27 protein-coding genes are annotated in these 23,779 nt (G+C 35.0%); 14 read left to right on the top strand and 13 right to left on the bottom strand.

The genetic code is table 11. From position 1 onward, the window contains the following. Positions 1-9: 9 nt before the first annotated feature. Together J7W16_RS06300 and J7W16_RS06295 are read right to left on the bottom strand one after the other, a co-directional pair. Positions 10-531 (bottom strand): DUF5698 domain-containing protein, encoded by a 522-nt coding sequence (locus J7W16_RS06300; protein WP_210596418.1) that lies wholly within the window; start codon positions 529-531, stop codon positions 10-12. A 246-nt stretch (positions 532-777) separates the two neighbouring features. Then, complete coding sequence (locus tag J7W16_RS06295) at positions 778-1,176, bottom strand: GNAT family N-acetyltransferase (protein WP_419095814.1); 399 nt, start codon at positions 1,174-1,176, stop codon at positions 778-780. A gap of 140 nt (positions 1,177-1,316) precedes the next feature. On the opposite strand from J7W16_RS06295, the gene J7W16_RS06290 reads away from it, so the two are divergent. Both J7W16_RS06290 and J7W16_RS06285 read left to right on the top strand, forming a co-directional pair. Then, on the top strand, positions 1,317-1,895 hold the full coding sequence (locus J7W16_RS06290; RefSeq protein WP_346726907.1) for a YdcF family protein: 579 nt from the start codon (positions 1,317-1,319) through the stop codon (positions 1,893-1,895). Positions 1,896-2,077: 182 nt separating this feature from the next. Further along, complete coding sequence (locus tag J7W16_RS06285) at positions 2,078-3,643, top strand: histidine kinase N-terminal 7TM domain-containing diguanylate cyclase (RefSeq protein ID WP_210596416.1); 1,566 nt, start codon at positions 2,078-2,080, stop codon at positions 3,641-3,643. A 410-nt stretch (positions 3,644-4,053) separates the two neighbouring features. On the opposite strand, the gene J7W16_RS06280 is transcribed toward J7W16_RS06285, so the two are convergent. Beyond that, the gene (locus J7W16_RS06280) at positions 4,054-4,713 is read right to left on the bottom strand and encodes a DsbA family oxidoreductase (RefSeq protein WP_210596658.1); all 660 of its coding nucleotides are present in this window, start codon (positions 4,711-4,713) and stop codon (positions 4,054-4,056) included. A gap of 195 nt (positions 4,714-4,908) precedes the next feature. On the opposite strand from J7W16_RS06280, the gene J7W16_RS06275 reads away from it, so the two are divergent. From J7W16_RS06275 to spoIIP, 3 genes are all read left to right on the top strand, one after another. Beyond that, positions 4,909-5,424, top strand: a complete 516-nt coding sequence (locus J7W16_RS06275; RefSeq protein ID WP_210596415.1) for a type 1 glutamine amidotransferase domain-containing protein — start codon at positions 4,909-4,911, stop codon at positions 5,422-5,424. 708 nt (positions 5,425-6,132) lie between these two features. Then, complete coding sequence (locus tag J7W16_RS06270) at positions 6,133-6,669, top strand: RNA polymerase sigma factor (RefSeq protein WP_246879871.1); 537 nt, start codon at positions 6,133-6,135, stop codon at positions 6,667-6,669. Beyond that, on the top strand, positions 6,670-7,542 hold the full coding sequence (gene spoIIP, locus J7W16_RS06265) for a stage II sporulation protein P (protein ID WP_210596414.1): 873 nt from the start codon (positions 6,670-6,672) through the stop codon (positions 7,540-7,542). A 313-nt stretch (positions 7,543-7,855) separates the two neighbouring features. Here spoIIP and mreBH read toward each other — a convergent pair whose 3' ends face one another. Together mreBH and J7W16_RS06255 are read right to left on the bottom strand one after the other, a co-directional pair. Beyond that, entirely contained in the window at positions 7,856-8,866 is a 1,011-nt protein-coding gene (mreBH, locus tag J7W16_RS06260; protein WP_210596413.1) for a rod-share determining protein MreBH, read from the bottom strand. A 264-nt stretch (positions 8,867-9,130) separates the two neighbouring features. Further along, on the bottom strand, positions 9,131-9,898 hold the full coding sequence (locus J7W16_RS06255) for a LysM peptidoglycan-binding and 3D domain-containing protein (RefSeq protein ID WP_210596412.1): 768 nt from the start codon (positions 9,896-9,898) through the stop codon (positions 9,131-9,133). Positions 9,899-10,244: 346 nt separating this feature from the next. Here J7W16_RS06255 and J7W16_RS06250 point away from each other — a divergent pair, with 346 nt between their 5' ends. Further along, a complete protein-coding gene (locus J7W16_RS06250; RefSeq protein WP_210596411.1) occupies positions 10,245-10,961 on the top strand; it encodes a gamma-glutamyl-gamma-aminobutyrate hydrolase family protein in 717 nt (238 codons plus the stop codon). A gap of 77 nt (positions 10,962-11,038) precedes the next feature. Here J7W16_RS06250 and J7W16_RS06245 read toward each other — a convergent pair whose 3' ends face one another. From J7W16_RS06245 to J7W16_RS06230, 4 genes are all read right to left on the bottom strand, one after another. Beyond that, positions 11,039-11,659 carry a class D sortase gene (locus tag J7W16_RS06245; protein WP_210596410.1) on the bottom strand — a complete coding sequence of 207 codons (621 nt, stop codon included), beginning with the start codon at positions 11,657-11,659 and terminating at the stop codon, positions 11,039-11,041. Next, positions 11,649-12,614, bottom strand: coding sequence for a processed acidic surface protein (locus tag J7W16_RS06240; RefSeq protein WP_210596409.1), 966 nt, complete (start codon positions 12,612-12,614; stop codon positions 11,649-11,651). The genes J7W16_RS06245 and J7W16_RS06240 overlap by 11 nt, the downstream gene beginning before the upstream one ends. Positions 12,615-12,784: 170 nt before the next feature. Beyond that, the gene (locus tag J7W16_RS06235) at positions 12,785-14,014 is read right to left on the bottom strand and encodes an MFS transporter (RefSeq protein ID WP_210596408.1); all 1,230 of its coding nucleotides are present in this window, start codon (positions 14,012-14,014) and stop codon (positions 12,785-12,787) included. Between the two features lie 351 nt (positions 14,015-14,365). Then, complete coding sequence (locus tag J7W16_RS06230; RefSeq protein ID WP_210596407.1) at positions 14,366-14,989, bottom strand: nitroreductase family protein; 624 nt, start codon at positions 14,987-14,989, stop codon at positions 14,366-14,368. Positions 14,990-15,262: 273 nt separating this feature from the next. Here J7W16_RS06230 and J7W16_RS06225 point away from each other — a divergent pair, with 273 nt between their 5' ends. From J7W16_RS06225 to J7W16_RS06215, 3 genes are all read left to right on the top strand, one after another. Beyond that, positions 15,263-15,853, top strand: a complete 591-nt coding sequence (locus tag J7W16_RS06225) for a polysaccharide deacetylase family protein (protein ID WP_210596656.1) — start codon at positions 15,263-15,265, stop codon at positions 15,851-15,853. Between the two features lie 76 nt (positions 15,854-15,929). Then, positions 15,930-16,247 carry a DUF3892 domain-containing protein gene (locus J7W16_RS06220; protein ID WP_210596406.1) on the top strand — a complete coding sequence of 106 codons (318 nt, stop codon included), beginning with the start codon at positions 15,930-15,932 and terminating at the stop codon, positions 16,245-16,247. 106 nt (positions 16,248-16,353) lie between these two features. Next, positions 16,354-16,506: a hypothetical protein gene (locus tag J7W16_RS06215; protein ID WP_210596405.1), complete on the top strand. Its 153-nt coding sequence runs from the start codon at positions 16,354-16,356 to the stop codon at positions 16,504-16,506. 71 nt (positions 16,507-16,577) lie between these two features. Here the strand turns inward: J7W16_RS06215 and J7W16_RS06210 are convergent, their stop codons facing one another. Both J7W16_RS06210 and J7W16_RS06205 read right to left on the bottom strand, forming a co-directional pair. Continuing rightward, positions 16,578-17,204, bottom strand: coding sequence for an FMN-dependent NADH-azoreductase (locus tag J7W16_RS06210; RefSeq protein ID WP_210596404.1), 627 nt, complete (start codon positions 17,202-17,204; stop codon positions 16,578-16,580). An 89-nt stretch (positions 17,205-17,293) separates the two neighbouring features. Beyond that, complete coding sequence (locus tag J7W16_RS06205; protein WP_210596403.1) at positions 17,294-17,728, bottom strand: MarR family winged helix-turn-helix transcriptional regulator; 435 nt, start codon at positions 17,726-17,728, stop codon at positions 17,294-17,296. Between the two features lie 207 nt (positions 17,729-17,935). Here J7W16_RS06205 and lepB point away from each other — a divergent pair, with 207 nt between their 5' ends. From lepB to J7W16_RS06185, 4 genes are all read left to right on the top strand, one after another. Next, positions 17,936-18,553, top strand: a complete 618-nt coding sequence (gene lepB, locus J7W16_RS06200) for a signal peptidase I (RefSeq protein WP_210596402.1) — start codon at positions 17,936-17,938, stop codon at positions 18,551-18,553. 212 nt (positions 18,554-18,765) lie between these two features. Continuing rightward, a complete protein-coding gene (locus J7W16_RS06195) occupies positions 18,766-19,089 on the top strand; it encodes a PadR family transcriptional regulator (RefSeq protein ID WP_210596401.1) in 324 nt (107 codons plus the stop codon). Next, positions 19,082-19,639, top strand: coding sequence for an HAAS signaling domain-containing protein (locus tag J7W16_RS06190; protein WP_210596400.1), 558 nt, complete (start codon positions 19,082-19,084; stop codon positions 19,637-19,639). Before J7W16_RS06195 ends, J7W16_RS06190 begins: the two co-directional genes overlap by 8 nt. After that, on the top strand, positions 19,636-20,490 hold the full coding sequence (locus J7W16_RS06185) for a DUF4097 family beta strand repeat-containing protein (RefSeq protein WP_210596399.1): 855 nt from the start codon (positions 19,636-19,638) through the stop codon (positions 20,488-20,490). Before J7W16_RS06190 ends, J7W16_RS06185 begins: the two co-directional genes overlap by 4 nt. Before the next feature lie 60 nt (positions 20,491-20,550). Here the strand turns inward: J7W16_RS06185 and J7W16_RS06180 are convergent, their stop codons facing one another. Beyond that, positions 20,551-21,168 carry an acetate uptake transporter gene (locus J7W16_RS06180; RefSeq protein WP_210596398.1) on the bottom strand — a complete coding sequence of 206 codons (618 nt, stop codon included), beginning with the start codon at positions 21,166-21,168 and terminating at the stop codon, positions 20,551-20,553. Between the two features lie 301 nt (positions 21,169-21,469). Continuing rightward, the gene (locus tag J7W16_RS06175) at positions 21,470-22,243 is read right to left on the bottom strand and encodes an STAS domain-containing protein (RefSeq protein WP_210596397.1); all 774 of its coding nucleotides are present in this window, start codon (positions 22,241-22,243) and stop codon (positions 21,470-21,472) included. A gap of 167 nt (positions 22,244-22,410) precedes the next feature. On the opposite strand from J7W16_RS06175, the gene J7W16_RS06170 reads away from it, so the two are divergent. Further along, entirely contained in the window at positions 22,411-23,667 is a 1,257-nt protein-coding gene (locus J7W16_RS06170) for a CYP152 family fatty-acid peroxygenase CypC (RefSeq protein ID WP_210596396.1), read from the top strand. The last annotated feature ends 112 nt before the right edge of the window (positions 23,668-23,779 follow it).

Below are 23,779 nucleotides of genomic sequence, written 5' to 3'. Positions count from 1 at the left end.
TTGCTTATTCTAACGTTCTTTCACTTTCAAAGCTTTAAGTAAGTAGCCACCCTTAAATTTCCGAGGTTCATATGAAATAATGAATGCCTGTGGTTCATATTGCTCGATCATTGCTATTAATTTCTTTTCCGCATTCCTTTTTGCTAAAATTTGGAGTTGGTAACGAACGCCATCTCTTCCCCGGCCTTCAAAGGTCGTTACCCCAAACCCTTCATTTCTAAGTGCTGTAACAAGTGTTGTGTTTTCCTCTAATAAGTTTACTGTTAATGTACTGTATCCAATCGCCATTTTGTTTTCAATGTATCCACCAATGAATATCCCAACCCCAAAACCAATAGCGTAAATTAGCATTTCCACTATACTTTGATCTCCACTTAAAACGATAGATAGACCGAAAATATGGATTAAGGCTTCTAAAAAGCCAAAGATCGACGCAAGGATCGTAACGTTTTTGACAACAAAAATAATTCGAAGTGACAAAATTGGTACTAAAATGATTTGAAGCAAAAAGATCAATATTATATTATACATAATTGATTCACTCTCTTTCATAGCAAATGAACAACATCTTCTTATTATGTTAATATATCCTTTTTGAATCAAATCATGTGTAATTAGATATGGCTATCAATCGAGTGTCCGCAATAAGAAGGGAACTCCCACTGATCTAGTATACGAAAAAAGAACTCTTCAAAAATGAAGGTTCTCTTTTTAACTGAATTTGAAATGTTGTTTAAATCTAATTTAATTTGTAATATGATTGTTTTATTTTAAAAGTTAATTTTTCCTAGGAATAATAAATCCGTTTTTTATTTCATTGAAACCAATATGAGGGTAATAGTCCATGGCATCTGGTGCAGATAATAGTATTAGTGCAACCTGTTCCCCAATAGTACTTTGAACTAATTCAACTAGTCTTTTACCAATACCAAGCTTTTGGTACTTACTTAAAACAGCCAAATCTGATAAATAGCAGCAGTAGCTGAAATCAGTGACGCATCTTGCAACACCTACTAGAGCCTCATTATGCCAAGCAGTTACTATTAAATCGGCATGATCAATCATTTTTTGAATACGAGGTAAATCATCTACAGGCCTTTTCAAACCAGAATCTTTAAATACATAGGCCATCTCAGTTGCAGTAGGTAGAATATTGTCTTTATAGCTAATTTGAATAGTCATATTCGAAAAGCTCCTCTCAATTCTGATCATTTTCTAATAGTTTACCAGTAATTGATAAATGTGGATAGTTATATAAATGTATGGTAACGTGAAATATACCTTTCTATACATATACAAATTCACGAGGTGAGCACGTGCGATTCAAACGTAAACTGTTTATAAATGTCTCTTTCGTCATGTCTCTTTTTTTCGCATGGTTTGTTATCCACACAATAATCATTTTGGTTGACGGGTTAAACGATGAAGTAGCAAATGTAGATGTCGCTGTCGTTTTAGGTAATAAGGTTGAATTAGACGGAGTACCGTCTGACCGTTTGAAAGCAAGATTAGACAAAGCTATTGAACTATTTGAAGATGGATATTTTCCATTGATTTTGGTAAGTGGTGGTGTTGGTAAGGAAGGCTATGATGAAGCAGAAATAATGAAGGATTATTTACAACAAAATGATGTTCCTTCAGAAGCTATTCTAGTTGATAGTGATGGTTACAATTCCTTTAGGACAGCCCAAAATACGAAAGAAATAATATCAGACATGAATGTCGAATCTGTACTGGTTATTTCACAGTATTTTCATATAACAAGAACGAAACTAGCATTTAGAAAGCTCGGTTTTCGCCATATTTATTCAGCACATGCTGATTATGTTGAATCGAGAGATATTTATTCAACGATTCGAGAGTTTCCTGCTTATTATAAATACCTCCTCAAATGACCGATGAAGGGAGAACAAATGAACATTAATCATATAGCACTAATTGTTTTTATTGTATTTTTATTTATCCTAGTACCAAGATTTTTCAAGAAAAAATAGTCTAAAGTTTTTCTAGTCAGATAATCAAAACTACAATATAATAATAATCAAGGTTTTTTCATAATATTGGGAAGAGGCAAATGATGCATCATGATTTAACTATCTACATTTATGTACTTATTTTAGCGGGGTTATTAAGCTTATTTTTATCCATCTATGCATATTTCAAAATGAAGGAAGCACCTGGAGTTTTTTATTTCATTTTAGCAACTTTTCTTTCTTCTATTTTTACCTTTTCTTACGCATTAGAGTTAACAAGTACCACCTTGAAAGAGATTACTTTCTGGTTAGGTATTCAATATTTAGCATTACCGTTTATTCCTTTGTGCATTATGTTAATGTGCTATGGATACATTGGAAAAAAGCTGCCAAGATGGTTGGGCTATATTCTTTTCTTTATCCCTGTCATGACAATTTTTATGCATCATACCAATCAATTTCATCATTTATACTATACCTCGATGGAGCTAAGAGATGACAGTCCTTTTCCTATTATCAAGCTTGTAGGTGGGCCTTTTTTTTATGTTCATTCTGTTTTTGTGTTTTTGTGCCTAGCAATTAGCTTAGCTATCCTACTTGTTCAATTGAAACAGGCGTTGTTTCGCTTTCGAATCCAACTTTTATTAATGATGTTCGGTATTTTTGTACCGATAGTCGCGGGTAACTTCTACATCAATGGATTAAGCCCTTACGGAATTGATATTGGACCAGTGTCTTTAAGTGTTACTTGGTTATTTCATGGAGCTGCATTATTTTCATTCCAAATGTTCAACGTTGCACCAATCGCTAGAGAAAAGGTATTTGAACGGATGAAGGAGGGTGTAATTGTACTCAATCAAAACAATATTCTTGTTGATTACAATCTCGCTGCTAAGGATTTAATTCCTACATTGAACCCAAACACAATTACGAAATCAATAGCAACCGTTTTCGAGCAATATGAACGATTAATCGAGATATTAATTCAAAAAAATGATTGTGATTATTGTCATAAAGATAATGAAAAGGATACATATTATCATATTCGTTTTTCCGAACTATTAAGTAATAACACTAGAGTTATTGGTTATATCGTTACATTTGTCAATATAACTGAAAGAGTTCACTTGCAAACGAAATTAGAAGAATTAGCAAGTGTCGATGGCTTAACACAGATATTTAATCGAACCTATTTCTTAAAAGAATCAGAACGTGCATTTGAGCGGGTAAGAGAGAAAGTAGATGCTGGATCAATCATCTTATTTGATATCGATTATTTTAAACTTGTTAATGATACTTATGGTCATGAAGCTGGTGATATTGTCCTTACTCAAATTGTCTTAATAGCTAAGAAGACGTTACGTGAAACTGATATTTTTGGTCGTTACGGTGGAGAAGAGTTCATCATAGCTTTGCCTAACACTCCAGCTCTCCAAGCATTTGAAATGGCAAATCAAATACGATTAAATATTAGCAACAACTTATTCCAAATAAGAAATAATCAGTTGAATGTAACATCAAGTTTCGGTATTTCAAGTAGTATCATTAGCAAAGATAATTATTCTATTGAGTTACTCATTCGTCAGGCAGACCAGGCTTTGTACGATGCAAAATCGGCGGGGCGTAATTGTGTTAATCTCTATGAAGGAAGTCTACAAGAAATCAGCTGAAAAAGGAAAAGCGACATCATGAAAAAGTCGTTTTTCCTTTTTGTTTTTTAGAAGATACTATCACTTAAATTTATGCCTGAAGAATCTAGCTATTATTCAGTAAAAATTGATACGAGTGAGATGATCGCTATTATAGAAGAGGTCGATCGATTTATAAAAGCATACAGGCAGGATAAACATGAATATACTGCTAATGTACCTGATCATGAAGATGATAACTTTCTGGTTGGATTTGTTTTCTATTTCTTTTCACATTAGTTAACAAGTACGAATGAAACAACGACGAAGGATGTGTTTTAGATGGAAAAAGAATTTCTAGCACCTCAATCTTCACTTTAACTAATTTCCCTTTGTACTTGAGTAGTAGAGGATTTAAAAAAACACACCGCCTGAAAGCGGTGTGTTTCTTGCTACTTTTTAGGAATTTCACAACCATTTTCATCACAAACTGCTGCATCTTCTTGACCATCTAAATTGATAAAAGGACCATCTGTTTTAATGATTTGCTCAATTCCTTGTTTGATCGTCTCAGCAGATTGTGCCCCTGTAATGGAGTATTTTCGATTAATTAAGAAAAACGGAATGCTGTTAATACCAAGTTCAGCTGCTTCTTGCTCATCTTGACGAACCTCTTTACTCATTTCATCACTTGCAAGCAATTCTGACACAGTCTTTGTATCTAATCCAATCTCTTTAGCAAGCTGAATTAATGTCTCATGATCTCCAATATGCTTTGATTCGGTATAGTAGGCATATAAAATGCGATCTGTCATTTCTTGCATTTTCCCTTGAGTCTTTGCATACATAACCAGACGATGTGCATCAAAGGTATTCGTTAAAATAAGTGTATCGAACTTATAGTCTAATCCAACAGTCTTGGCCATTTGGACCATATTGTCACAGTTAGATTTAGCTGTTTCTATGCTCATTCCGTATTTCTGTGCAAGCTTCTCATACATGCTATAGTTAATATCTCTTTCAGCATTTGGGTCTAACTCAAAGCTACGGTAGACTACTTCAATAGGGTGTTCAATTTCTTTGATAGCGTCCTCCAGACGCTTTTTGCCAATATAGCAAAAAGGTCAAGAAAAGTCTGTCCACATTTCAATTAACATCATCATACCTCCATTTCATTTTCTATTGTAGTATACCTAGCATGTCTCGGTTCAGTCCAATAAATTGCTTAGAAATCAAAAAGACTTTGTGTTTACGATTCTTGAGAGAGGGTAAATTATTACTAGACTTAAATCAGGAGAGTGATATTCATGAGTAAGAAAATTGCCGTACTTATTACGGATCTATTTGAGGATTCGGAGTATACAGAGCCTGCGAAAGCATATAAAGATGCAGGACATGAGCTCGTAACAATTGAAAAGGAAAGTGGTAAGACTGTAACAGGTAAAAATAAGGAAGCTACAGTAGCTATTGATAAAGGGATTAATGAAGTAAGTGTCGCTGATTTCGATGCTCTATTTATTCCAGGTGGCTTCTCACCAGATATCCTACGTGCGGACGATCGGTTTGTCGATTTTGTAAGAAAGTTCGCAGAAAGTAAAAAACCGATTATGGCCATTTGTCACGGCCCACAATTACTGATCAATGCAGAAGTTCTTAAAGGAAGGGACGTAACTGGATTTAAATCAATTCAAGTTGATATTAAAAATGCGGGAGCGACATTGCATGACAAGGAAGTTGTCGTGTGTGGAGGTAATTTAGTTACAAGTCGCTCACCAGAAGATATTCCTGCATTTAATAGGGAATCACTTAAGGTGTTAAAATAATATAGATTAAAAGGCAGTCCAGTTCTAAAGCTAGACTGCCTTTTAACCTGTCGACAAAGTCTCGTCATAGCGAGTCAAGTCGACAGGTTTTTTTGATTAGTAGTAAGCTGTCGCTCTTCGACCTCGCTACCGGGATGGGGGGCACGCTTTCCGCAGGAGGGCGTGGAACTAACCGGCTCTGCCGGTGGATTTCCACCTGCCCTTTCATCCTGCAGGAGTCGGCCCTCCCATCCCGTCCGCTTTTTCTAGTGAAAAATGGAAATTTGTTTCTTCTCAACAAGAGACAGAAGTCCGCTTTTTTCTATAATTGACAAAAATGAACAGGGGTGAACGGATAATGATGTCTAAAATTTGGAAGATAAGCTGTTGGAGTTGGTTTGGCAGTATATCTAATATAAAACAGATGAATTAACGTAGCAACGCTTTTAAGAATCTCTCAAAAGCGTTTTGTCTCCGGTCTAAAAGGCAGTCCAGTTCTATAATTGGACTGCCTTTTTTTATTCTTTATTTGCTAGAATGAAAATTAGTATCGCTTGCCTTAAAATTTTTTTGAGTTTTCCTATATATTCAGTGTTGCTAAACCTATGTATTTCTTAAAACTATCCCGAATAAGCAGAGAGAATCTTTAAAAAGATTATTTTTTTCAACTGTAACTTTTTTTTACTATACGATGACTAATTAGTAATTCATTAAAATGGGGGTGTGAGTTTGATAAATAATAATGAAAGAAGTGAAGAAATTCGGGAAATTTACAAACAGCATTTTCAAGATGTTTATCGTTTTATTAGTTCGTTTTTGACTGATACAAACGATATTGAAGATTTAACGCAAGAAGTATTTATTCGCTTATTTAAGTCCTTAGCTAATTTCAAGGGGCAATCTGAATTGAAGACATGGATCTTTTCAATTGCACGTCATGTAACATATGACCATATGAAAAAGCAAAAAAAACAAAAAATAATTAGTGACCGCCTCTTAAAATTTATTCTACCAGCTAAAGAATCAATTGAAGAGATAATAATGATTAAAGAGCAGAACACGGTGCTCTACGAATCTCTAAGTTGTTTAAATGTTGATCAACGAACAGTTGTTATTCTTCGTGGGATTCATCAGTTATCGATTAAAGAGACGGCGAAGGTACTTGGCTGGAAAGAATCTAAAGTGAAAGTGACATACCACCGGGCACTACAAATTCTAAAAAAGAACCTTATCAATAATAAAGAACTAAAGGAGGGTATGATATAAATGAATGAACGAGATGAAAATGAGTTATTAGAAAAACTTAAAAGCAGACATGCTAAAATTACTCCTAACATTGAATTTAATCGTGAATTAGAAGAAAAACTTGTTCAACGTTTTGGTAAGAATAGTCGTAAAGTAAATATATTTTTACCGACTTTTGCATTTATTACTGCTTTTATCATTTCCTTTCTAGTTGTTTATAACTCAGATTTTTTAACACCTGTTAGTACTAACTCAATCATTAACCCTGAAATTTATATATATCAGACCCACAATACAGAATCGTTTATTCCAGAATTACCTGAAGGCACTTCTTTAGATCAAGCGTTTGATGATGAAGTTAATATTTCCTCCATTGGTCTATATCTAAGTGATCAACTTGAAAGTAAAGGGATTGATGTTATACATGAAAAGAGGGACGTCCAAAAACAAGTTTTAAAGGAACAGAAAACATACGAACAATCCTATGAAGTGACAGGTACTTATGTAAAAGAAATCCTTCAAGAATATCCAACGATCCAAATGATTTTAGATATTCATAGAAATACACTAACTAGAAATGAAACAACAATAGAAATTGAAGGTAAAGACGTTGCCCGCATTTTCTTTGTCATTAGTGGAAACCATCCAAACTTCAAAGAAAACGAAGCACTAGCTAAGAAATTACACGAAAAAGCAGAATTAATGTTTCCGGGATTATCAAAGGGTGTTCTTACTAAAAAAGGGGCTTCTTTTTCATCTAACTACAATCAAGAATTGTTTAATGGTGCTTTGTTAATTGAAATGGGTGGACCTGAAAATTCAATCGATGAACTTAAGCTAACTTCAAATTATTTAGCTGAGATCATCTTGCAGGTAATGAAGGAAGATAATTAAATAAGAAAGAGAGTGGGACCTAGTAAAGACTCTAACTAAAATGCATGAACGAAGCAATCTTTAGCGGATGAAATATACGTAGACTCCTGAGGGATGCAAAAGCAAACTTAAAGGCAAGAGTCCAATACAGTACCGAACTCTTGCCAAACAAGTTGCTTCATTATAAGCTGTGTAACTTTTTTGGGTTCACTACATAGCCGAGGAGGCTTACCGGCTTACCGCGGAAAATGAAGAATATTTCAGAAGCGGTTAACGTCAGCCAACTAATATCGAATTCTCTATTAGTTAAATACTTTTGTAACAGCTCCTTTTTCTATGAAATGGAAGCCTTCTGTAACTTATCAATAAACTTAAGTGACCGCCCAGTCCCGATTGCGACTGATTCAAGGGGGCTGTGAGCAATATGAACAGGTACTGATATTTCAGCTGTAAGCCATTCCTGAATACCATTAAGAAGAGCACCGCCTCCAGTTAAGGTTACACCTTGGTCAACTATATCACCGCTTAATTCGGCAGGACAATGTTCTAATGTTAAGCGTAATGCTTCTAGTAGCTGAAGTAATTCAGCTTTCAGCGCTTTTTGTATTTCGGTAGAATGAAGGGTGATTGTTTTTGGCAATCCATTAACTAGATCACGGCCACGGACTTCCATCGTAAGCTCATTATGTTCAATGGGAGCATAGCCAATTTCGATTTTAATTTGTTCAGCTGTCCGCTCACCGATTAATACATTATACGATTTACGAACATACTGAATGATCAACTCATCTAATTTGTCTCCACCAATTCTTACTGAATTACTAGAGACAACACCACCGAAAGAAATAATTGCCACCTCGGTTGTTCCACCACCAATATCGACTACAACAGTAGCTATTGGTTCTTCAACAGGCAGGTCAGCTCCGATCGCTGCAGCAACTGGTTCCTCAATCAAATGAACATTCTTGGCCCCGCAGCTTCGAACAGCATCTACGATTGCTCTACGTTCTACAGAAGTTGAACCAGAAGGAGTACAAACAACAATATTTGGTTTTCTAAACGATAACCCTAGTTGTTTACTCACTTTTTTGATTACGGTCTTTAGCATTATTGAAGTCATATTATAGTCAGAAATCACACCATCACGTAATGGACGAACCGCAATAATATTTGCTGGAGTTTTACCAACCATATTTTTCGCATCCGTACCAACTGCTAATACTTCGTTTGTATCTGTATTAATTGCTACTACTGATGGTTCATTTAAAACAATTCCTTTTCCTTTACAATATACGAGGATATTGGCTGTTCCTAAGTCAATACCAATTTCAGTGCTTGTCCACATATGTTCACCAACTTTGTCGTTTCTTGTCTAACAGTGTTTCATTTTACCAAGTGTAATGATGAGGGAAAAGAGGCGGATAGCTCACATTGTATGTAAGAGTATGAGTGAAATATGGGATGAGTAAGGGATTTCGTAATTGAAAAGGCTGACATTTTTAAATAGCACTTCTTCTAAACCTTTAGTACTGTGTTTATTTACCTACTAAAAAGGGTGTAAAAAAGTCAACTAAACAACAGTTTAGTTGACTTGACCTGACCTAACCAATTATTTTAGAATTGTTACTTTCACTTCTTTTACGCCCCAATTTAAGGCATCTTGACGGTCAGGGATAAACACGTCAATTTTATTTCCTTTAATAGCCCCACCAATATCACCAGCTATCGCATGTCCGTAACCTTCGACATAAACCTTAGTTCCTAATGGAATTACAGATGGATCAACTGAGATCACCTTTTGATTTGGATTTTCCAATAAATTTATTCCAGTTGATGTTACCCCTGAACATCCATCACAAGAAGCTGTATACGCGGTAGCTGTCACTGTTAAATCATTTGTGGTTTCTGTTTTTATTTTTGGCTCATTTTCAACTTGAGAAGAGCTGTTTTTATTAGCCTGTTGTTGGACGGTCTTTGTCTTTTTACTTTGGACCGGATCAACAGTACCACCTATCGTTAGGGTAGCACCACTGACTATTAAATGTGGATTGTTTATTTCATTCCATTCTAGTAACTCTGCAACAGTAACATCGTGTTCTCTTGCGATTGACGTAAGAGTATCACCTTTTACAATTGTATAACTTGTCTCTTTTTTAGCCTGATTAGTTATATTTAAACGTTGACCAGGAATGATCAAATGACCAGAGAGATGATTGATCTCTTTTAGCTGTTCTAGGGCAATATCATTCTGATAAGCAATCGACCATAATGTATCGCCCTTCTTAACAATAACTTCCTCCGCACTAGCACTTATTCCAAAGCTAAGAGTACCTGCAAGTACACCGGCTGTGACAATCGAAAAGAATTTCTTTTTCATCTATATACCTCCATAATTGTTTTGATTTCACTTTCATTGCTGAGTCTATCATGGGAACATATCATTAAAAAGAACAGCCTTATAACAATCAGATTACAGCTGTAACAGTAGCGTGGGAAATTATGTATAGGTCTTTGAATCGAGGTTGTAAGGCTTGACTGATAACAAAACAATACGTAAAACTATGTAAAGCACTACTTATTGGCAAATTTGTGAAGTAGCGGATCGATCATCATTTGTCTCTATTTAACTACTTGTAACATGGTATATTAACTTTTATAGTAAATTGTTTTTATATAATACTAGCTCTGAATAGACAATAGAAAAGAGAGAGGAATTGAACTATATGACAAGACCATTGATTGCTATCTTACCGCTATATGATGACGAGAAAAAAAGCTATTGGATGCTACCTGGTTATATGAAGGCAATTGAGGATGCTGGTGGAATTCCAGTTATGCTTCCATTAACGACGAATGAGGAAATAATAAGCTCAATTGCAACTACATATCGTGGATTTCTGTTTACCGGGGGACATGACATTAAGCCGGATCTCTATGGAGAGAAGAAGAGAAAAGAATGCGGTCCTGTTAATCAGGAGAGAGATATAATGGAAAGCAAGCTATTTGACCAACTCTTAACTTTAGACAAGCCGGTTCTAGGCATATGTCGTGGCTTACAGCTAATTAATGTCTTATTAGATGGTACTCTTTATCAAGATTTACCATCACAATTTCATGGGTGGAAAGCCTTAAATCATAGTCAAAAACCCCCATACACGAACCCTTCTCATAGTGTCCGTATAAAAGAAGGAACATTATTTCAAGAAATAATCAATAACGAGTCATTAATGGTTAATAGCTGTCACCATCAAGCAATAAAAGATTTATCTAGCCAATTAGAAGCTGTTGCCTATGCTGAGGACGGAGTAATTGAAGCAATAACAATGCCAACCAAACGATTTGTTCATGCCGTCCAGTGGCATCCAGAGTTTACTTATCACGAGGAAGAGTATAACTTTAATCTTTTCAGAGCATTTGTTGACGCCTGTAGACATTTCTAATTTTTAATAAAGGCTACTAAGAAGGGGAAATTTCACTTTTTTCAGTAGCCTTTTTTTGTTTCAATAACCTGATGACTTTATCCTTTGTCGATTAAATCAGCAATTAATACAAATCTTTGTGGTGCATTCCCTAAATAACCAAAGGGATAGCAGGTAATAACTGTCAATGTCGACCTTGGTTTTGGGACAATGACAGTGGGCTCATTTTCATCAACAATTCGAATCTTTTTAACAACATAGGTGAAAATGTTAGCATTCATTTCAATGATAAGACGATCGCCTTTCTCTATTTTACCAAGATGACGAAATACGGTGTCGCGATGTCCTGATAGCACTGTATTACTATTTTCACCTGAAAAAGGAGTCCCTTGAACATGACCAACCCCTTCTTTAAGCTGATCCTCTTCTGCTCCGTAAAAAATAGGGATTTTTGAATCTAATTTCGGAATTAATAAATGTCCATACATATCGCCAACAGAGGGTAGGCTGAGTTGATTCTCTGTAGTGATTGTTTTTTTAGATAGATTTATATGTTCTTTGACTTTTAGTTCACTTGTCATTCGTATTGAATCAACCGAAGAAATTCCCTGAACATACCAATAAGAATTAATTGCTATGATCATTAAGCCGATAATGAAGAGAAGAATGATAGGCACCATGCCATTCATTCTTCCATTTATCATTTTCTTAGGAAACATATTTTTCTCTTCTTTTACGAAGACGAATATATAGAGCAATACTAAACAATGAAATCATTAAACCAATGAGCATATTATTGACGTAAGGAGAAGCGGTATTAGGCATCTTTTGGGCAATCGGATGTTCATTGGCTAGATGAGGCAACAATAGTAAATCTTCACCTAATTGACTTAAGAAGTCAGTATCAAATAAATCCTCATCTATGACGATGTCTAATAAAAGATTATCCTCTTCATCGTAAAGTTCGATTATTAGAACATTACCGTTTAGGGTGGCCATATCCAAAAGAGATCGTAATGTCATCTGTTCTCTTTGTCCTTGAGATTCAAGATAAAAAACAGCTGATACGTTGTAAGCGGAAAGCATATCAGTAAAAATTGACGCCATTTCTTCTTTTTGTGTTTCTGTTAATTCAGCTGCTTCAGTAAATGTATCTAATGCTAAGATTCTTGATTCTATCAGAGTCATTTGCTGTTCGATCTCTTGTTCATTTAGTTTACTTAAATGGATAAACATTCGTTCAAGTTCTGCATCAGAGATCCCTAATATCCCAAAAAAATCAGTTACTTCTGCCATATCATCATTAAAATTCAAATAGAAATCAATAGCATTATCTAAATCCTCAACAAAGTAATAATCACTTGGACTTTCACCAAACTCAGTTAGTAGGATTTCAAGATCTTGTAAAGACATATTGTAGCTATCTAATACTGCTTGACGATTTTCTTCAGTAATAGGAGTTCCAACCCATTCTTTTAGTTCTTCTAACGTACTAAAGGAATCAATGGATCTATCGTAATAGTCATTCAAATAATTTTCTAAATCAGTAACCTCCCAACCAATTGGTGAAAGATATTGCTCAATTTCTTCTGGGGGAATTTGGGCAAAAGTTGCTTCAGGTAACTGAACACTGATTAAAAGAGTGAGTGTGAGTGCTGTTAGTAATCTTTTCATAGAAATGCCTCCTCATTATAAGTAACAATTGGTATATTTTATCATTTGATAAAATTTGAAATATATACCATCGATTTAGATTAAATCATTTAATTAAAGTAATTAAATGGGGGAGTACCAACATAAAAAAGACCAGAGATCAGAGGATCACTGGTCTTAATTGAATGAGATCAATTGCTTACTTTTACTTGAGGAATAAGTTTCTTCTTTGTTTTTATACTGTTTGCTGAAAAAATGATAATAATTGTTGTTATAATTAACGTACCGTGCAAAATCCAAACCATTTCTGGCATCGTCATTCTTTCGAGTAAGAAGGGGGCAACCAAGAAACCTAAAGCAAATCCTAATGATTTAAGTAGCATCCCAACTCCAAATATTCGGCCGCGGATATAGTTTTCAGATTTTTGAAGGATGGTTGCATGCAATGTAGTAAACGATGCATCAAAGATCCCAGTTAAGAATGCAAATGGGAAAATGATCCATATATAGGTCGTTGACAAGAAAATGATGAAGCCTGTCGACATAAGAATCGCCGAAACAAAGCAGACCCAATAGAGTTTTTGCTCAAGAAGCCATTTAAATCTCGGAAGTATCATTGTCGCAAGAACGGAACCAAGTCCCCACACGCCCCAAATCATCCCGTAGTAAAAGCCCTGCCGTTCAAAATGAATCGTCTCTGCAAGTAAGGGAATACCTAAATTATGGGAGCTCCCAGCAAATGCTCCGACAAGAAAGACAATATTAACCATCATGAGCATTGGTGCTAACCTTAGATATTTGTAAACTTCCCTTAAGTCATTTACAACACTAATCATTTTTTCCTTTAAGCCAGAGGAAAGAGCAAAAGGAGATTTTTCAGTTGTTGAATCCCATCTCATTTTTACAAGAACCAAGGCAGAAATTAAATAAGTAGCTGAGTCAATTAATAGCGTTGCTTTATATCCTAAAAAATCAGTTAAAACACCAGCACCAATAAAGCCAGCAACAAGGCTTATTGAGGTTAATCTCGCAATGATTGCATTTGTTTGTAGAACTTTATCCTCACCAAATATTCGTGGTATCTCTGAACTGAAGCTTACTGCAAAAAAAGTACTCGTTAGTCCGATTAAGAAAGAAACAATAAGGATAAGAGTAGGGCTTGGAAATGGAATTAATATAAGAATAATAAGAGCTCTAACAATATCAGTGTTGATCATAATTTTTCTTCGGTTAAAGCGATCGGCAACGACTCCTGAAAACAAACTTGATAACACTCCACCAAGAGTACGAGCTGCCATTGCAGCGGCGAGCCAGACAGGACTTCCGGTTGCAGCATAGATTAATACATTTAAGACAATCAAATCCATATACGTTCCAAAGTCTGAAAAAGCTTTAACATATAGAAATAATTTTCGATTCATGATTACGTTCTCCTTTAGTCAGCAAAAGTAGCTAAGGATTATTTTAATAATAAATCGATTATTTCGCAATACGAAATTTCAAGAAAAAAAGAGACCAAGTATAAAGGAATAAACACTTCACATTCCCTTTAAGTGGCCTCGGAGAACAATCGTTTAACGGTTTCTTTTAAGATTTGTTTGATTTTTCTCTTTTTTCCTTGGTTGCTTGTCTAATTTGTTCGGTTTTTGTTCCGAGCGTTTGTTGGTATGAGACAGGTCTTTGCTCTTTTGACAACTTAACTCCTCCTAATTACTGCTGAGAATGAGAGGAAGGTCTCGAAAGAAGATTCTTTCGAGACCCTTCGATTACTTTTAATGATATTTGACAATTTTGTCTAATTCATATCGATGGTGAGGGTATCCTTCAGCATCAGCACGTCCAAATGGCACCATCGCTGCAAACTTCACATGTTCAGAAAGTCCTAAAATTTCCTTAACCTTTTCTTGATCAAATCCTAACATTGGCACACTAGAGTATCCGAAGCCTTCTAAAGACACAAGTAAGAAACCAAGAGCAATATTAGTTTGAGTCAGTCCCCATTGTCCTCTGTCTTCAACACTCATCCCACCAAATAACGACGATAAATTCGCTATTTCAGTTTGTTTGTGTTCCTCAGATAGTCCAGGGTGAACCGTTTCAGGGAAGTTTCTAATAACGTCTTCCATATCACTTGTAACAAGTATAACTGCTGGGGCTGATGTTACTTGGGTTTGCCCGTAAGCAGCATCTTGCAGCTTTTGTTTAAGGTCTGTATCAGTAACGACGTGAAAACGCCAAGGCTGTAAATTCCAAGCACTTGGTGAGAGGCGAACTAAATCGAAAATACGATCGATATCTTCTTTAGGAATTGTTTCTTGAACAAATTTCCTTACACTATGGCGTGATTCAATCAAGTCTTGAATGGTTAGCCTTTCTTGTGTTGTTTGCTGTGCCAATCTAACCTCTCCTTATAACCATTTTGTTATCTAAGTAGGAAAACCTACACAGTGTAGTATGTGCGACTAGAGAGCTTTGCATAGAAGGAAATCGTTAGTAACTTTGGGTCAAGCATTAAATGCAACTTATAGTCAAAACTAAGATATAATATGTTAAATGTAGGAATGGTTATAGCGAAATGGTTATGGGGAGGAAATATGTTAAAAAAACGTAATTATAGTTGAGTATGAGGTAGAAATTCAGTCCTTCACGACTGGAATGACGATAGGGTTATCGTCAAAAATAAACAAGCAGAAATTATTCTCACGTTTGATGATGGGCCAACTAATTTGTTAGACGACATTCTTACGATCCTAAATAAGAACAAAGTCCAGGCACTTTTCTTTTGGCAGACGGGGATGTTACCTAGCGGAAATAAATTAGAAAAAGTTCTTAGCGATGGCCATCTTATAGGAACACATAGCCATTCTCATAGAATATTAACAGAGCTATCGTATGAAGAACAATACAATGAAATGTTAAAATCCAAAATATTACTGGAGCAGGCTTTACATGAACCGATAAGATTGTTTCGTCCACCTTATGGCTTATATAATGATGAAACATTTAAGGTAGCCAAAGCGTTGAATCTAGAAATTGTTTTATGGAGTGTTGCAAGCTGGGATTGGAAGCATCCTAAGGATCCTCATCAAATAATCGAGAATGTAGTCGATCATATTGAAGCGGGACATACTGTTTTGCTTCATGAACTACCTCAAACAGTTACTATTCTAGATTCATTAATAAGGGAAATACGAAAAAAGAATTTGACATTTTCTAGCCCTCACACCGTTGTTCAATTAGAGGGGAATGATACTAGATAGAAGCACCCAAATATGATCCCGTATGAAAAAACATCTCCTGATTATACTAAACATATGTTCGGGAGGTGTTTTTTCAATGGAATTAAATAATTATCAGCAAATATTTAATCAGTACAAAGAAGAGGGACTTAAACAAGCCAAAAGTGAAAATTTAACAGAATCTGCTTCTTCATTAGAAGAACAGGTCGTCGCCGTACGAAAAAACGATGAAGGCGATATTATTGCCTTTAAAACGAATACAGGAAGAGAATTAGATTATATCTCTGCATTAACGGAAGCGAAAGAAGGACGGCTTGCACATATTGATGTTTTTCATAAATACGGCAGAGACATCATACGAAGCGAACCCGATGGAATAAAAGAAAACAACTTAGATCAACTTCCTCTTTTTTAAACCTAAGGAGCGGCTACCTGCTCCTTAGGTTTTTTTGAATAGAAGCAAATAATGAGTATTACTTTCCATAAAAACTTATATGCTTAAATTAAAAAGGAGATTGCTCATGATAAAAGAAATTAAAAATGGGACCTATTTTGATGGCAGAAACGTCGATAAATCAAAAATGTTCAAGCAAAAACCAAAATCTCAGTATTTAATTAGTCCCAACGAAAAAAGAAGTACTGAAACTCGTTATCCTTTTTTCCCATATCAATAGCGAATTTCTCAAAGAAAAAGGTGACTCGAAGATAATCTTCCGAGTCACCACTAACGCTTTTTGATAGAAATTTAAAATTCTTGAGCAACTTGCTCAGTTTTCTTAAGACCTTCTGCAATAATTTCTTCTGATTTATCCGGGAACTGATTGTGCCCCTCAACAATAACGGTAGTCAAGTCTTCAACACCCCAGAATCCAAGCATTGTCTTAACATAGTTTAGCGACATTTCTGATGCCTGTGCTGGACCTTCGGAATACACTCCCCCTCTAGCATTTAGTAGGGCTACTTTTTTATCATTGAGCAAACCAACTGGACCTTCAGCAGTATAGCGGAATGTTTTTCCAGCTTGTGCTAAGTAATCTAAATACGTATGCAGAACAGCTGGAACAGCAAAGTTCCAAAGTGGAAAAGCAAAAACAACTTTATCTGCTTCAAGAAATTGATTTAAATATTTAGAAACAAGAGTTGCTGCTTGATCTTCTTCAGAAGTTAATTCCATTCCTTTCGAAAGTTTGAACATACCATTAATCATATCTGTACCATAGTATGGAAGGTTTTCTTCAAACAAATCAAGTTCTGTAATTACGTCATCTGGATTTGCCTTTTGATAGTTTTCAAGGAAAGAATAATAGAGCTTGACACTTACTGCCTGTTCGATCGGTCTAGAGTTAGCTTTGATAAATAATACGTTTGACATAGATTGTACCTCCTAGTGGTAAGAAAGGTTGTTATAACAACTTTTCAATTTAATCATGTTGATACAGCAACTATATATGAAACTGAAAATCATAAATGAATTTGAACGTTTTTTTTCATTTTTAATAGTAATCTCTCTAGTTCTATAAGCTCTTCATTTGAAAAACCTTTGCAAACTACCTCATTAAACTCTTCAATCAGGGGTTTGATTTCCTCACCAAGCTTTTCTCCACAGGGAGTTAGATATAATTTCACTGAACGACGATCGTCTAAACAATGACTTCTTTTAATAAATCCTTTTTTCTCTAAACTTGAAGCCATCCTAGCAATGTTCGTTTTATCTTTATCTAATTTTTCTCCGATGTGGTTTTGAGTTAATCCATCTTTTTCCCAAAGCAACATCATAATTAAATTTTGTTCAGGAGCAAGGTTAAAGGGCTCTAACTTCAATTTAATAAAGTTAGTAAGGACTAAATCTGTCTTATGAATTTTAATACTAATGTAGTCTTGAAAGGTTAAATTCAAATTGATCCCTCATTATTAGTTGCTATACATTTTTAACACAAAGGTTAGTATAAATAATGAAAAAAAAGATGTCAACCATGAACACTTATAAAAAAAATCCTAACTAATGGAAAAGAATGCTAGAATTAATTTAAGTTTGTCTAAGGTCATTAACAATAATGAAGAATGGTCATTAATCAATCAATTTAGAAAGGAATGTTGTTCTCCATGCCTATTCAGAAATTTTTACAAGAAATATTTAGTTGGACTAAATCAATTTTAGTCGCTTTGCTCGTTGCAATTATTGTGAGCGCCTTTATTATTCAACCTTTTACCGTTAGTGGGAGTTCAATGGAACCTACATTTTTCGGTGGAGATAGCTCCGAAGAAGACCTAACAGGTGACAGAGTCATGATTTTTAAATCTAGCTATCTTTTAGGTCAAATGCCAGAATATAACGATGTGGTAATAATTGATAGTCGAATAAGTAGAGAAAGAACTATACAGGACAACTTTTTAGATAATCCAATTATTTATAAGCTTCTAGGTAACTCAGATCAAGAAAATTTATGGATTAAACGAGTTATTGGAAAAGCTGGAGATAAATTAGAATTTAAGAATGGAAAAGTTTTCAGAAATGGGACTGAATTAAATGAAAAATATGTAGACGAGGAGATGGAATTTCCATTTGAAACCATTACTATTCCTGAAGGACATATATACGTAATGGGTGATAACAGAAATGGTAGTACTGACAGTAGAACAATTGGTCCGATTCCAGATGACCATGTAATTGGGGAAGTTTTCTTCCGCTTTTACCCTTTTGATAAAATGAATACATTTTAGATAACGAATCTATTACTGAATTACACTTTTTTTTAAAATAAATGATAAAGATAGGTAGTCATTTCTTAGATAACCTATCTTTTTTGGTATTTTATGACCTAATTTTAAAACAGTACCTTGCTATGAACAGTAGTAAGTGGTACTCTTAGATCAAGGTCAGTACTGTTCAATGTATAGTACTAGTTAATAAAGGGATGTGGGGTGACTAAATAGTGAATGTCCAGTTTAAAAAAGGGGTACTCGAGTTATGTGTTCTCGTCCTTCTAGATAAACAAGATCGTTATGGCTATGAGCTTGTTCAAAAAATATCCGAACAAATTGCCATTTCAGAAGGTTCGGTCTACCCATTGCTAAGACGATTGTCAAAGGAAGGTTATTTTACAACGTATTTAAAAGAATCAACAGAAGGTCCTTCACGTAAGTATTATAAACTTACTCACGACGGGAGAGCTTTTTTGCATCAATTGATGAAAGAGTGGCATGAATTCACAAATGGAGTTAATCAAATTATAAAGGAAGGTGTAGACAATGACTAAAAATCAATTTCTAACTCAGTTAGAATCGTCTTTAACACAATTGTCTGTTGAAGAACGACAAGATATTATCTTAGATTTTGAGGAGCATTTTGCTATTGGTAAGGAACAGGGGAAACCAGAAGAAGAGATATCCGCTTCACTCGGCTCACCTCAAACGATTGCACGGGATATGATTGCGACCTACCATTTAGATAAAATGCAAACATCTGCAACCATAGGTAATATCCTAAGAGCTGTCTGGGCCATTATTGGTTTAAGCTTTTTTAACCTTATTATTGTCATTGGACCATTTATCGCTTTAGTTGCCATCGTCTTAGCGGGTTGGATATCTGGAATTGCCTTAACTTCTTCACCAATACTGCTTTTAGTAAATGTACTTATTTATCCAAATACATTTGAACTTTTTGAATTATTCATAACAATTGGATTTTGTGGAATTGGATTGTTTCTCATCATTGCGATGATCAAAATTACTCAGTTATTAAGTAAAGGCTTTGTTCGCTATTTGAAATTTAACGTAAAACTTGTTAAAGGAGGTCTGAAATCATGAGTAAAAGAACAGGAATTATTTTAATATTAGCTTCTTTATTAGTTATCATTGGAATTGTAGGAAGTGCTGCAACCTATAAATCAAGTATGGCGTTAACGACAACAGAGGAGACTATTATAGAAAACGAAGAATATTCTTCTATAAAGATTGATTCAGATAACGCGGAGGTAGAACTCCTTCCGACAAATGATGTTACAAAAGTAGAATTCACCGGAAATCCTTCAGACTACTTAATATCTAGTGAGGTTAAGGAGGGTTCACTTATTGTTACAGTAGAGAATATCAACAAAAAATTATTTAACTTTAATTTCTTTACAATGAATCAAGCTTTAAAAATACATGTCCCAGAAAAAGAATATCAATTAATCGAAATCAATAACAATAATGGACGAATTTCAGTGAATGATTTCAAAGCAATCGATTTTTCAACTAAGACAAACAATGGAGAGATTGAATTAACAAACATTAATAGCTCAGTCTTGAATGTTGAAGCAGATAATGGATCAATTGAGTTAGACAATATTAGTGCTAGTGAATCTGTCAGTACTTCCACTAAAAATGGAGAAATTAATTTGAGCGATATTGAAGGGGAGATTTTTGGTAGAACAAATAACGGTAGTGTTTCGTTATTTACTACTGATTTAGATCGGTCTATTGAATTTGAAACAAATAACGGTGAGATTGTGATTGAGACAGAGAATGAACCAACTAATACAACCTTTTTAATCGATGTAGATAATGGAGAAGTTGATTTATTAGGAGATACATCGAAAAACAAGGTGATAGGAAACGGTGACCATCTAATTAAACTTACTACAGACAATGGAAGTATCACTGTAAAGAAAAAATAATTTCAAAAAAGGATAGACAAGATGAAGTTCTTGTCTATCCTTTCCTTTTGTAAAGTAACTTTATTTAAAAATCCCGAAAGGCTTTCCTACTGGTATCGTTACTTTCCCGAAATGGTTATTTAAAACACTAGCTGCCGAACCGTAGAAACTAAAAATAGCAATTAATAATTCAGATACTGCTGCTAGTTGATGCATGAATTCGGGCATGATTCCTAAGGTTGAAAGAGCTAGTCCAATAAACAAGAAGTCGATGAGGACAAAAATAATAAATAGGACTTTATGTGTTTCCATCGCACCGATTGTCATAAATAAACTAAAGATTAAATACCCAATATAGGCTACACCTAACTGGTTTGGATCCGCAGCCGCAGCCGCAGCTTCACCGAAAACCCCATAATTAATTAGCCAAGTTGTTCCAACACCTAACCAAAATAATCCAAATGCTCCGAAAGCTGTCGTCCCAAATGTATTATTATGCTTGGCATCTTGCACTGCTGCAAAAAGTTGTGCAATCCCTCCTAAGAAAATGGCCCATGGAAGAACGAATGAAACTCCATCTGTCCAACCTAGCTTTGCAGAGGATGCGACTAAAGTGACCATAGCTAGCCCAAAGAGACCGATAGCAGAAGGGTCTGCCGTAACAATTTGAACACGTTGATTTGTTTGAGTTTGACTCATGATGATACCTCCTATTAAACATACTTGACTAATTTACACGAAAAAACTCACCATTTCAATTAAAATTATTATGTAAGCATAATTTTCATAAATAATTTTTTTGCGATGTTTGGGAGCATGCTTAGTTAGGTTAGGGGTGTGGGTATTAGATTGTTAAGTAGAGCCAGTACACCAAAATCTTGTTATGTATCCGTATAGTTTTTCTATTTTTTTAGAAACGAATACATTAAAAAGATAAAACAAACCCACCATTATATTGGTGGATTTCTGTAGTAAAAGAAGATTTAGTTGATCATCAAAATTAAATTTGAGCTAGTTTCATATTTTGGTGTTTCATTATGTATTTCAACGCAGAATTTGCATCTCTAAAAGTGAGACTATTGTTCAGCTCAATAATATTTAATGCTAGCTTTGGTTTAATACCAACTATGATACATTGGACACCGATTAATTTCAAACAGTCGTATAGTTTTTGAAGGTTCGCTCTAATACTGTCATCAAAACTATTGATTCCTGCAAGACTTAAAATGACAAATTCAATCCCCTTTGAGACACATTCCTCTAAGACGGTTGCTATAACCATTTCACCGCGATCTACATCTAACTGTCCTATAAGTGTCAATGCGATTGTCTTATCCCATATATTTAAAATAGGAACAGATAGCTCTCTAATCAGCTGTTCTCTCTTCTTTTGTTCTTCTGCTTGTGAAGTGATATCCATTAGCATAACCATATATCCTTCGATATCCTGGGGATTCTGTTCACACTTTATCGGGGTAATAACGATATCGGCATCCAGTACACCTTTTATATTAATTCTCGCTCTGTGACTCTCACTTAAATGTTTCATAATTTGTTGTTGATGTCCGGGTCTCTTATGGAAAAAATCCATATTTAAGCCAATCATTTTCTCAGCGTTTTCCAAATTATAAAATGGAGCTACAACTGAAAGTGTTTTTATCGCTTCAATGTTCATCCAGCTAATTTTGAACTCCTTATCAGCAATGATGATATTTTCTCCTATGCTATTTAGCGCATCAGTACATGAAAGATTGATAGGTACTTGTCGATTCATGGCTTTTTCCACCTTAGTTTACAATTTACGTAATTATATCCCATAGATAATAAGTTTACAAGAAACGGCATGTTATTCATATAGGATAAACAGTGGTTTCTTATCGCAAGTAGTTGGGAATAATAGTAAGTATTGAAATGATTGTTAATACGGAGGACTAGATGATAATGAATAACAAACATACTATGCCAATAGAAGAGGGTTTTGATCATAGTCTAAAGTTATTACAGGAAGGCTATCAGTTTATTCTAAACAGAAGTCACATGTTTCATTCGAATGTCTTTGAAACTAAGCTACTCGCGGAGAAGACGATTTGTTTAACAGGAAAAGAAACCGCAAAGTTATTTTATGATAATGACAAGTTTACAAGAGTTGGAGCGGCACCAAAACGAATCGAGAAGACATTATTTGGTCAAGGTGGCGTTCAAGGCTTAGATGGAGACGCTCATCGAGAAAGAAAAGGTATGTTCATGTCATTAATGACGAAAGAATCACTTCAAGAAATATCGGAATTAACAGAGGAAGAATGGAGAAAGGCAATTACTAGTTGGGGGCTAAGGGATGACACTATTGTCCTATACGATGAATCAAAGAAAATTCTAGCACTCGTTGCTAGCAAATGGACAGGGATTCCGATAGGTGAAGATATAGATGATTGGTCAAAAGAACTTGGTCTTATGTTTGAAACCGCCGCTGCACTTGGTCCAAGCCACTGGAAAGGCCGAATGGCCAGGTCCAAAATAGAAGATAGGGTAGAGGTCCTTGTAAAAAAGGTTAGGACAGGAGCAATACAACCCGAACAAGATCGAGCTCTTTATAAATTTTCGTGGCACCGCGATACAAATGGTGAGTTAGTAGATGAGAAAATTGTAGCAGTTGAACTTATTAATTTACTACGGCCAATTGTTGCGATTTCAGTCTACATTTGTTTTACTGCACTTGCTATTCATCATTATCCAGAGGAAGTTGAAAAGCTAAAAACAGGGGATCAGGAACATCTTAAACGCTTTGTACAAGAGGTGCGAAGATATTATCCTTTTTTCCCGTTTACCGCAGCACGTGTCAAAGACGATTTCACTTGGGGCGGATATGAATTCGAGAAAGGCACGTTGACACTACTGGATTTATATGGCACAAATCACCATCCAGATGATTGGGAAAATCCCGATCGTTTTGAGCCTGATCGTTTTATACAATGGGACAAAAGTCCATTTGATTTTATCCCACAGGGTGGAGGAGAATATGATATTGGACATAGATGTGCAGGAGAATGGATTACGATTGATATCATGAAGGTTAGTTTAGATAATCTTGTCAATAAAATGAGATATGAGCTACCAGAGCAAGAATTACAATTTAGTATGAATGAAATACCAAGTTTGCCTGAGAGTAAGATTATCATTAGAAATGTGAAGAGAAAATAGTCCTCATATAAATAATATAAATTAAAGCTAAGTCACTGGTTTAAGAGGCAGATGACTTAGCTTTTCATTTGGAGAATAGTTAAGAAAACAGATGAAAAACTAACGTTGTCCT

This window comes from Halalkalibacter suaedae, assembly GCF_017939705.1.
In the GTDB taxonomy this organism is placed as follows: Bacteria; Bacillota; Bacilli; order Bacillales; family Bacillaceae_D; genus Halalkalibacter; species Halalkalibacter suaedae.
Note: the sequence above shows the minus strand (reverse complement) of the source record. Positions and strands in the feature narration are given on the sequence as shown.

Excerpts from the sequence above, each read along its gene's own strand:
- J7W16_RS06300 (WP_210596418.1), bottom strand. The coding sequence starts at position 531 with ATGTATAATATAATATTGATCTTTTTGCTTCAAATCATTTTAGTACCA.
- J7W16_RS06285 (WP_210596416.1), top strand. The coding sequence starts at position 2,078 with ATGCATCATGATTTAACTATCTACATTTATGTACTTATTTTAGCGGGG.
- J7W16_RS06275 (WP_210596415.1), top strand. The coding sequence starts at position 4,909 with ATGAGTAAGAAAATTGCCGTACTTATTACGGATCTATTTGAGGATTCG.
- spoIIP (WP_210596414.1), top strand. The coding sequence starts at position 6,670 with ATGAATGAACGAGATGAAAATGAGTTATTAGAAAAACTTAAAAGCAGA.
- mreBH (WP_210596413.1), bottom strand. The coding sequence starts at position 8,866 with ATGTGGACAAGCACTGAAATTGGTATTGACTTAGGAACAGCCAATATC.
- J7W16_RS06255 (WP_210596412.1), bottom strand. The coding sequence starts at position 9,898 with ATGAAAAAGAAATTCTTTTCGATTGTCACAGCCGGTGTACTTGCAGGT.
- J7W16_RS06250 (WP_210596411.1), top strand. The coding sequence starts at position 10,245 with ATGACAAGACCATTGATTGCTATCTTACCGCTATATGATGACGAGAAA.
- J7W16_RS06245 (WP_210596410.1), bottom strand. The coding sequence starts at position 11,659 with ATGTTTCCTAAGAAAATGATAAATGGAAGAATGAATGGCATGGTGCCT.
- J7W16_RS06240 (WP_210596409.1), bottom strand. The coding sequence starts at position 12,614 with ATGAAAAGATTACTAACAGCACTCACACTCACTCTTTTAATCAGTGTT.
- J7W16_RS06235 (WP_210596408.1), bottom strand. The coding sequence starts at position 14,014 with ATGAATCGAAAATTATTTCTATATGTTAAAGCTTTTTCAGACTTTGGA.
- J7W16_RS06220 (WP_210596406.1), top strand. The coding sequence starts at position 15,930 with ATGGAATTAAATAATTATCAGCAAATATTTAATCAGTACAAAGAAGAG.
- J7W16_RS06215 (WP_210596405.1), top strand. The coding sequence starts at position 16,354 with ATGATAAAAGAAATTAAAAATGGGACCTATTTTGATGGCAGAAACGTC.
- J7W16_RS06210 (WP_210596404.1), bottom strand. The coding sequence starts at position 17,204 with ATGTCAAACGTATTATTTATCAAAGCTAACTCTAGACCGATCGAACAG.
- lepB (WP_210596402.1), top strand. The coding sequence starts at position 17,936 with ATGCCTATTCAGAAATTTTTACAAGAAATATTTAGTTGGACTAAATCA.
- J7W16_RS06190 (WP_210596400.1), top strand. The coding sequence starts at position 19,082 with ATGACTAAAAATCAATTTCTAACTCAGTTAGAATCGTCTTTAACACAA.
- J7W16_RS06185 (WP_210596399.1), top strand. The coding sequence starts at position 19,636 with ATGAGTAAAAGAACAGGAATTATTTTAATATTAGCTTCTTTATTAGTT.
- J7W16_RS06180 (WP_210596398.1), bottom strand. The coding sequence starts at position 21,168 with ATGAGTCAAACTCAAACAAATCAACGTGTTCAAATTGTTACGGCAGAC.
- J7W16_RS06175 (WP_210596397.1), bottom strand. The coding sequence starts at position 22,243 with ATGAATCGACAAGTACCTATCAATCTTTCATGTACTGATGCGCTAAAT.
- J7W16_RS06170 (WP_210596396.1), top strand. The coding sequence starts at position 22,411 with ATGAATAACAAACATACTATGCCAATAGAAGAGGGTTTTGATCATAGT.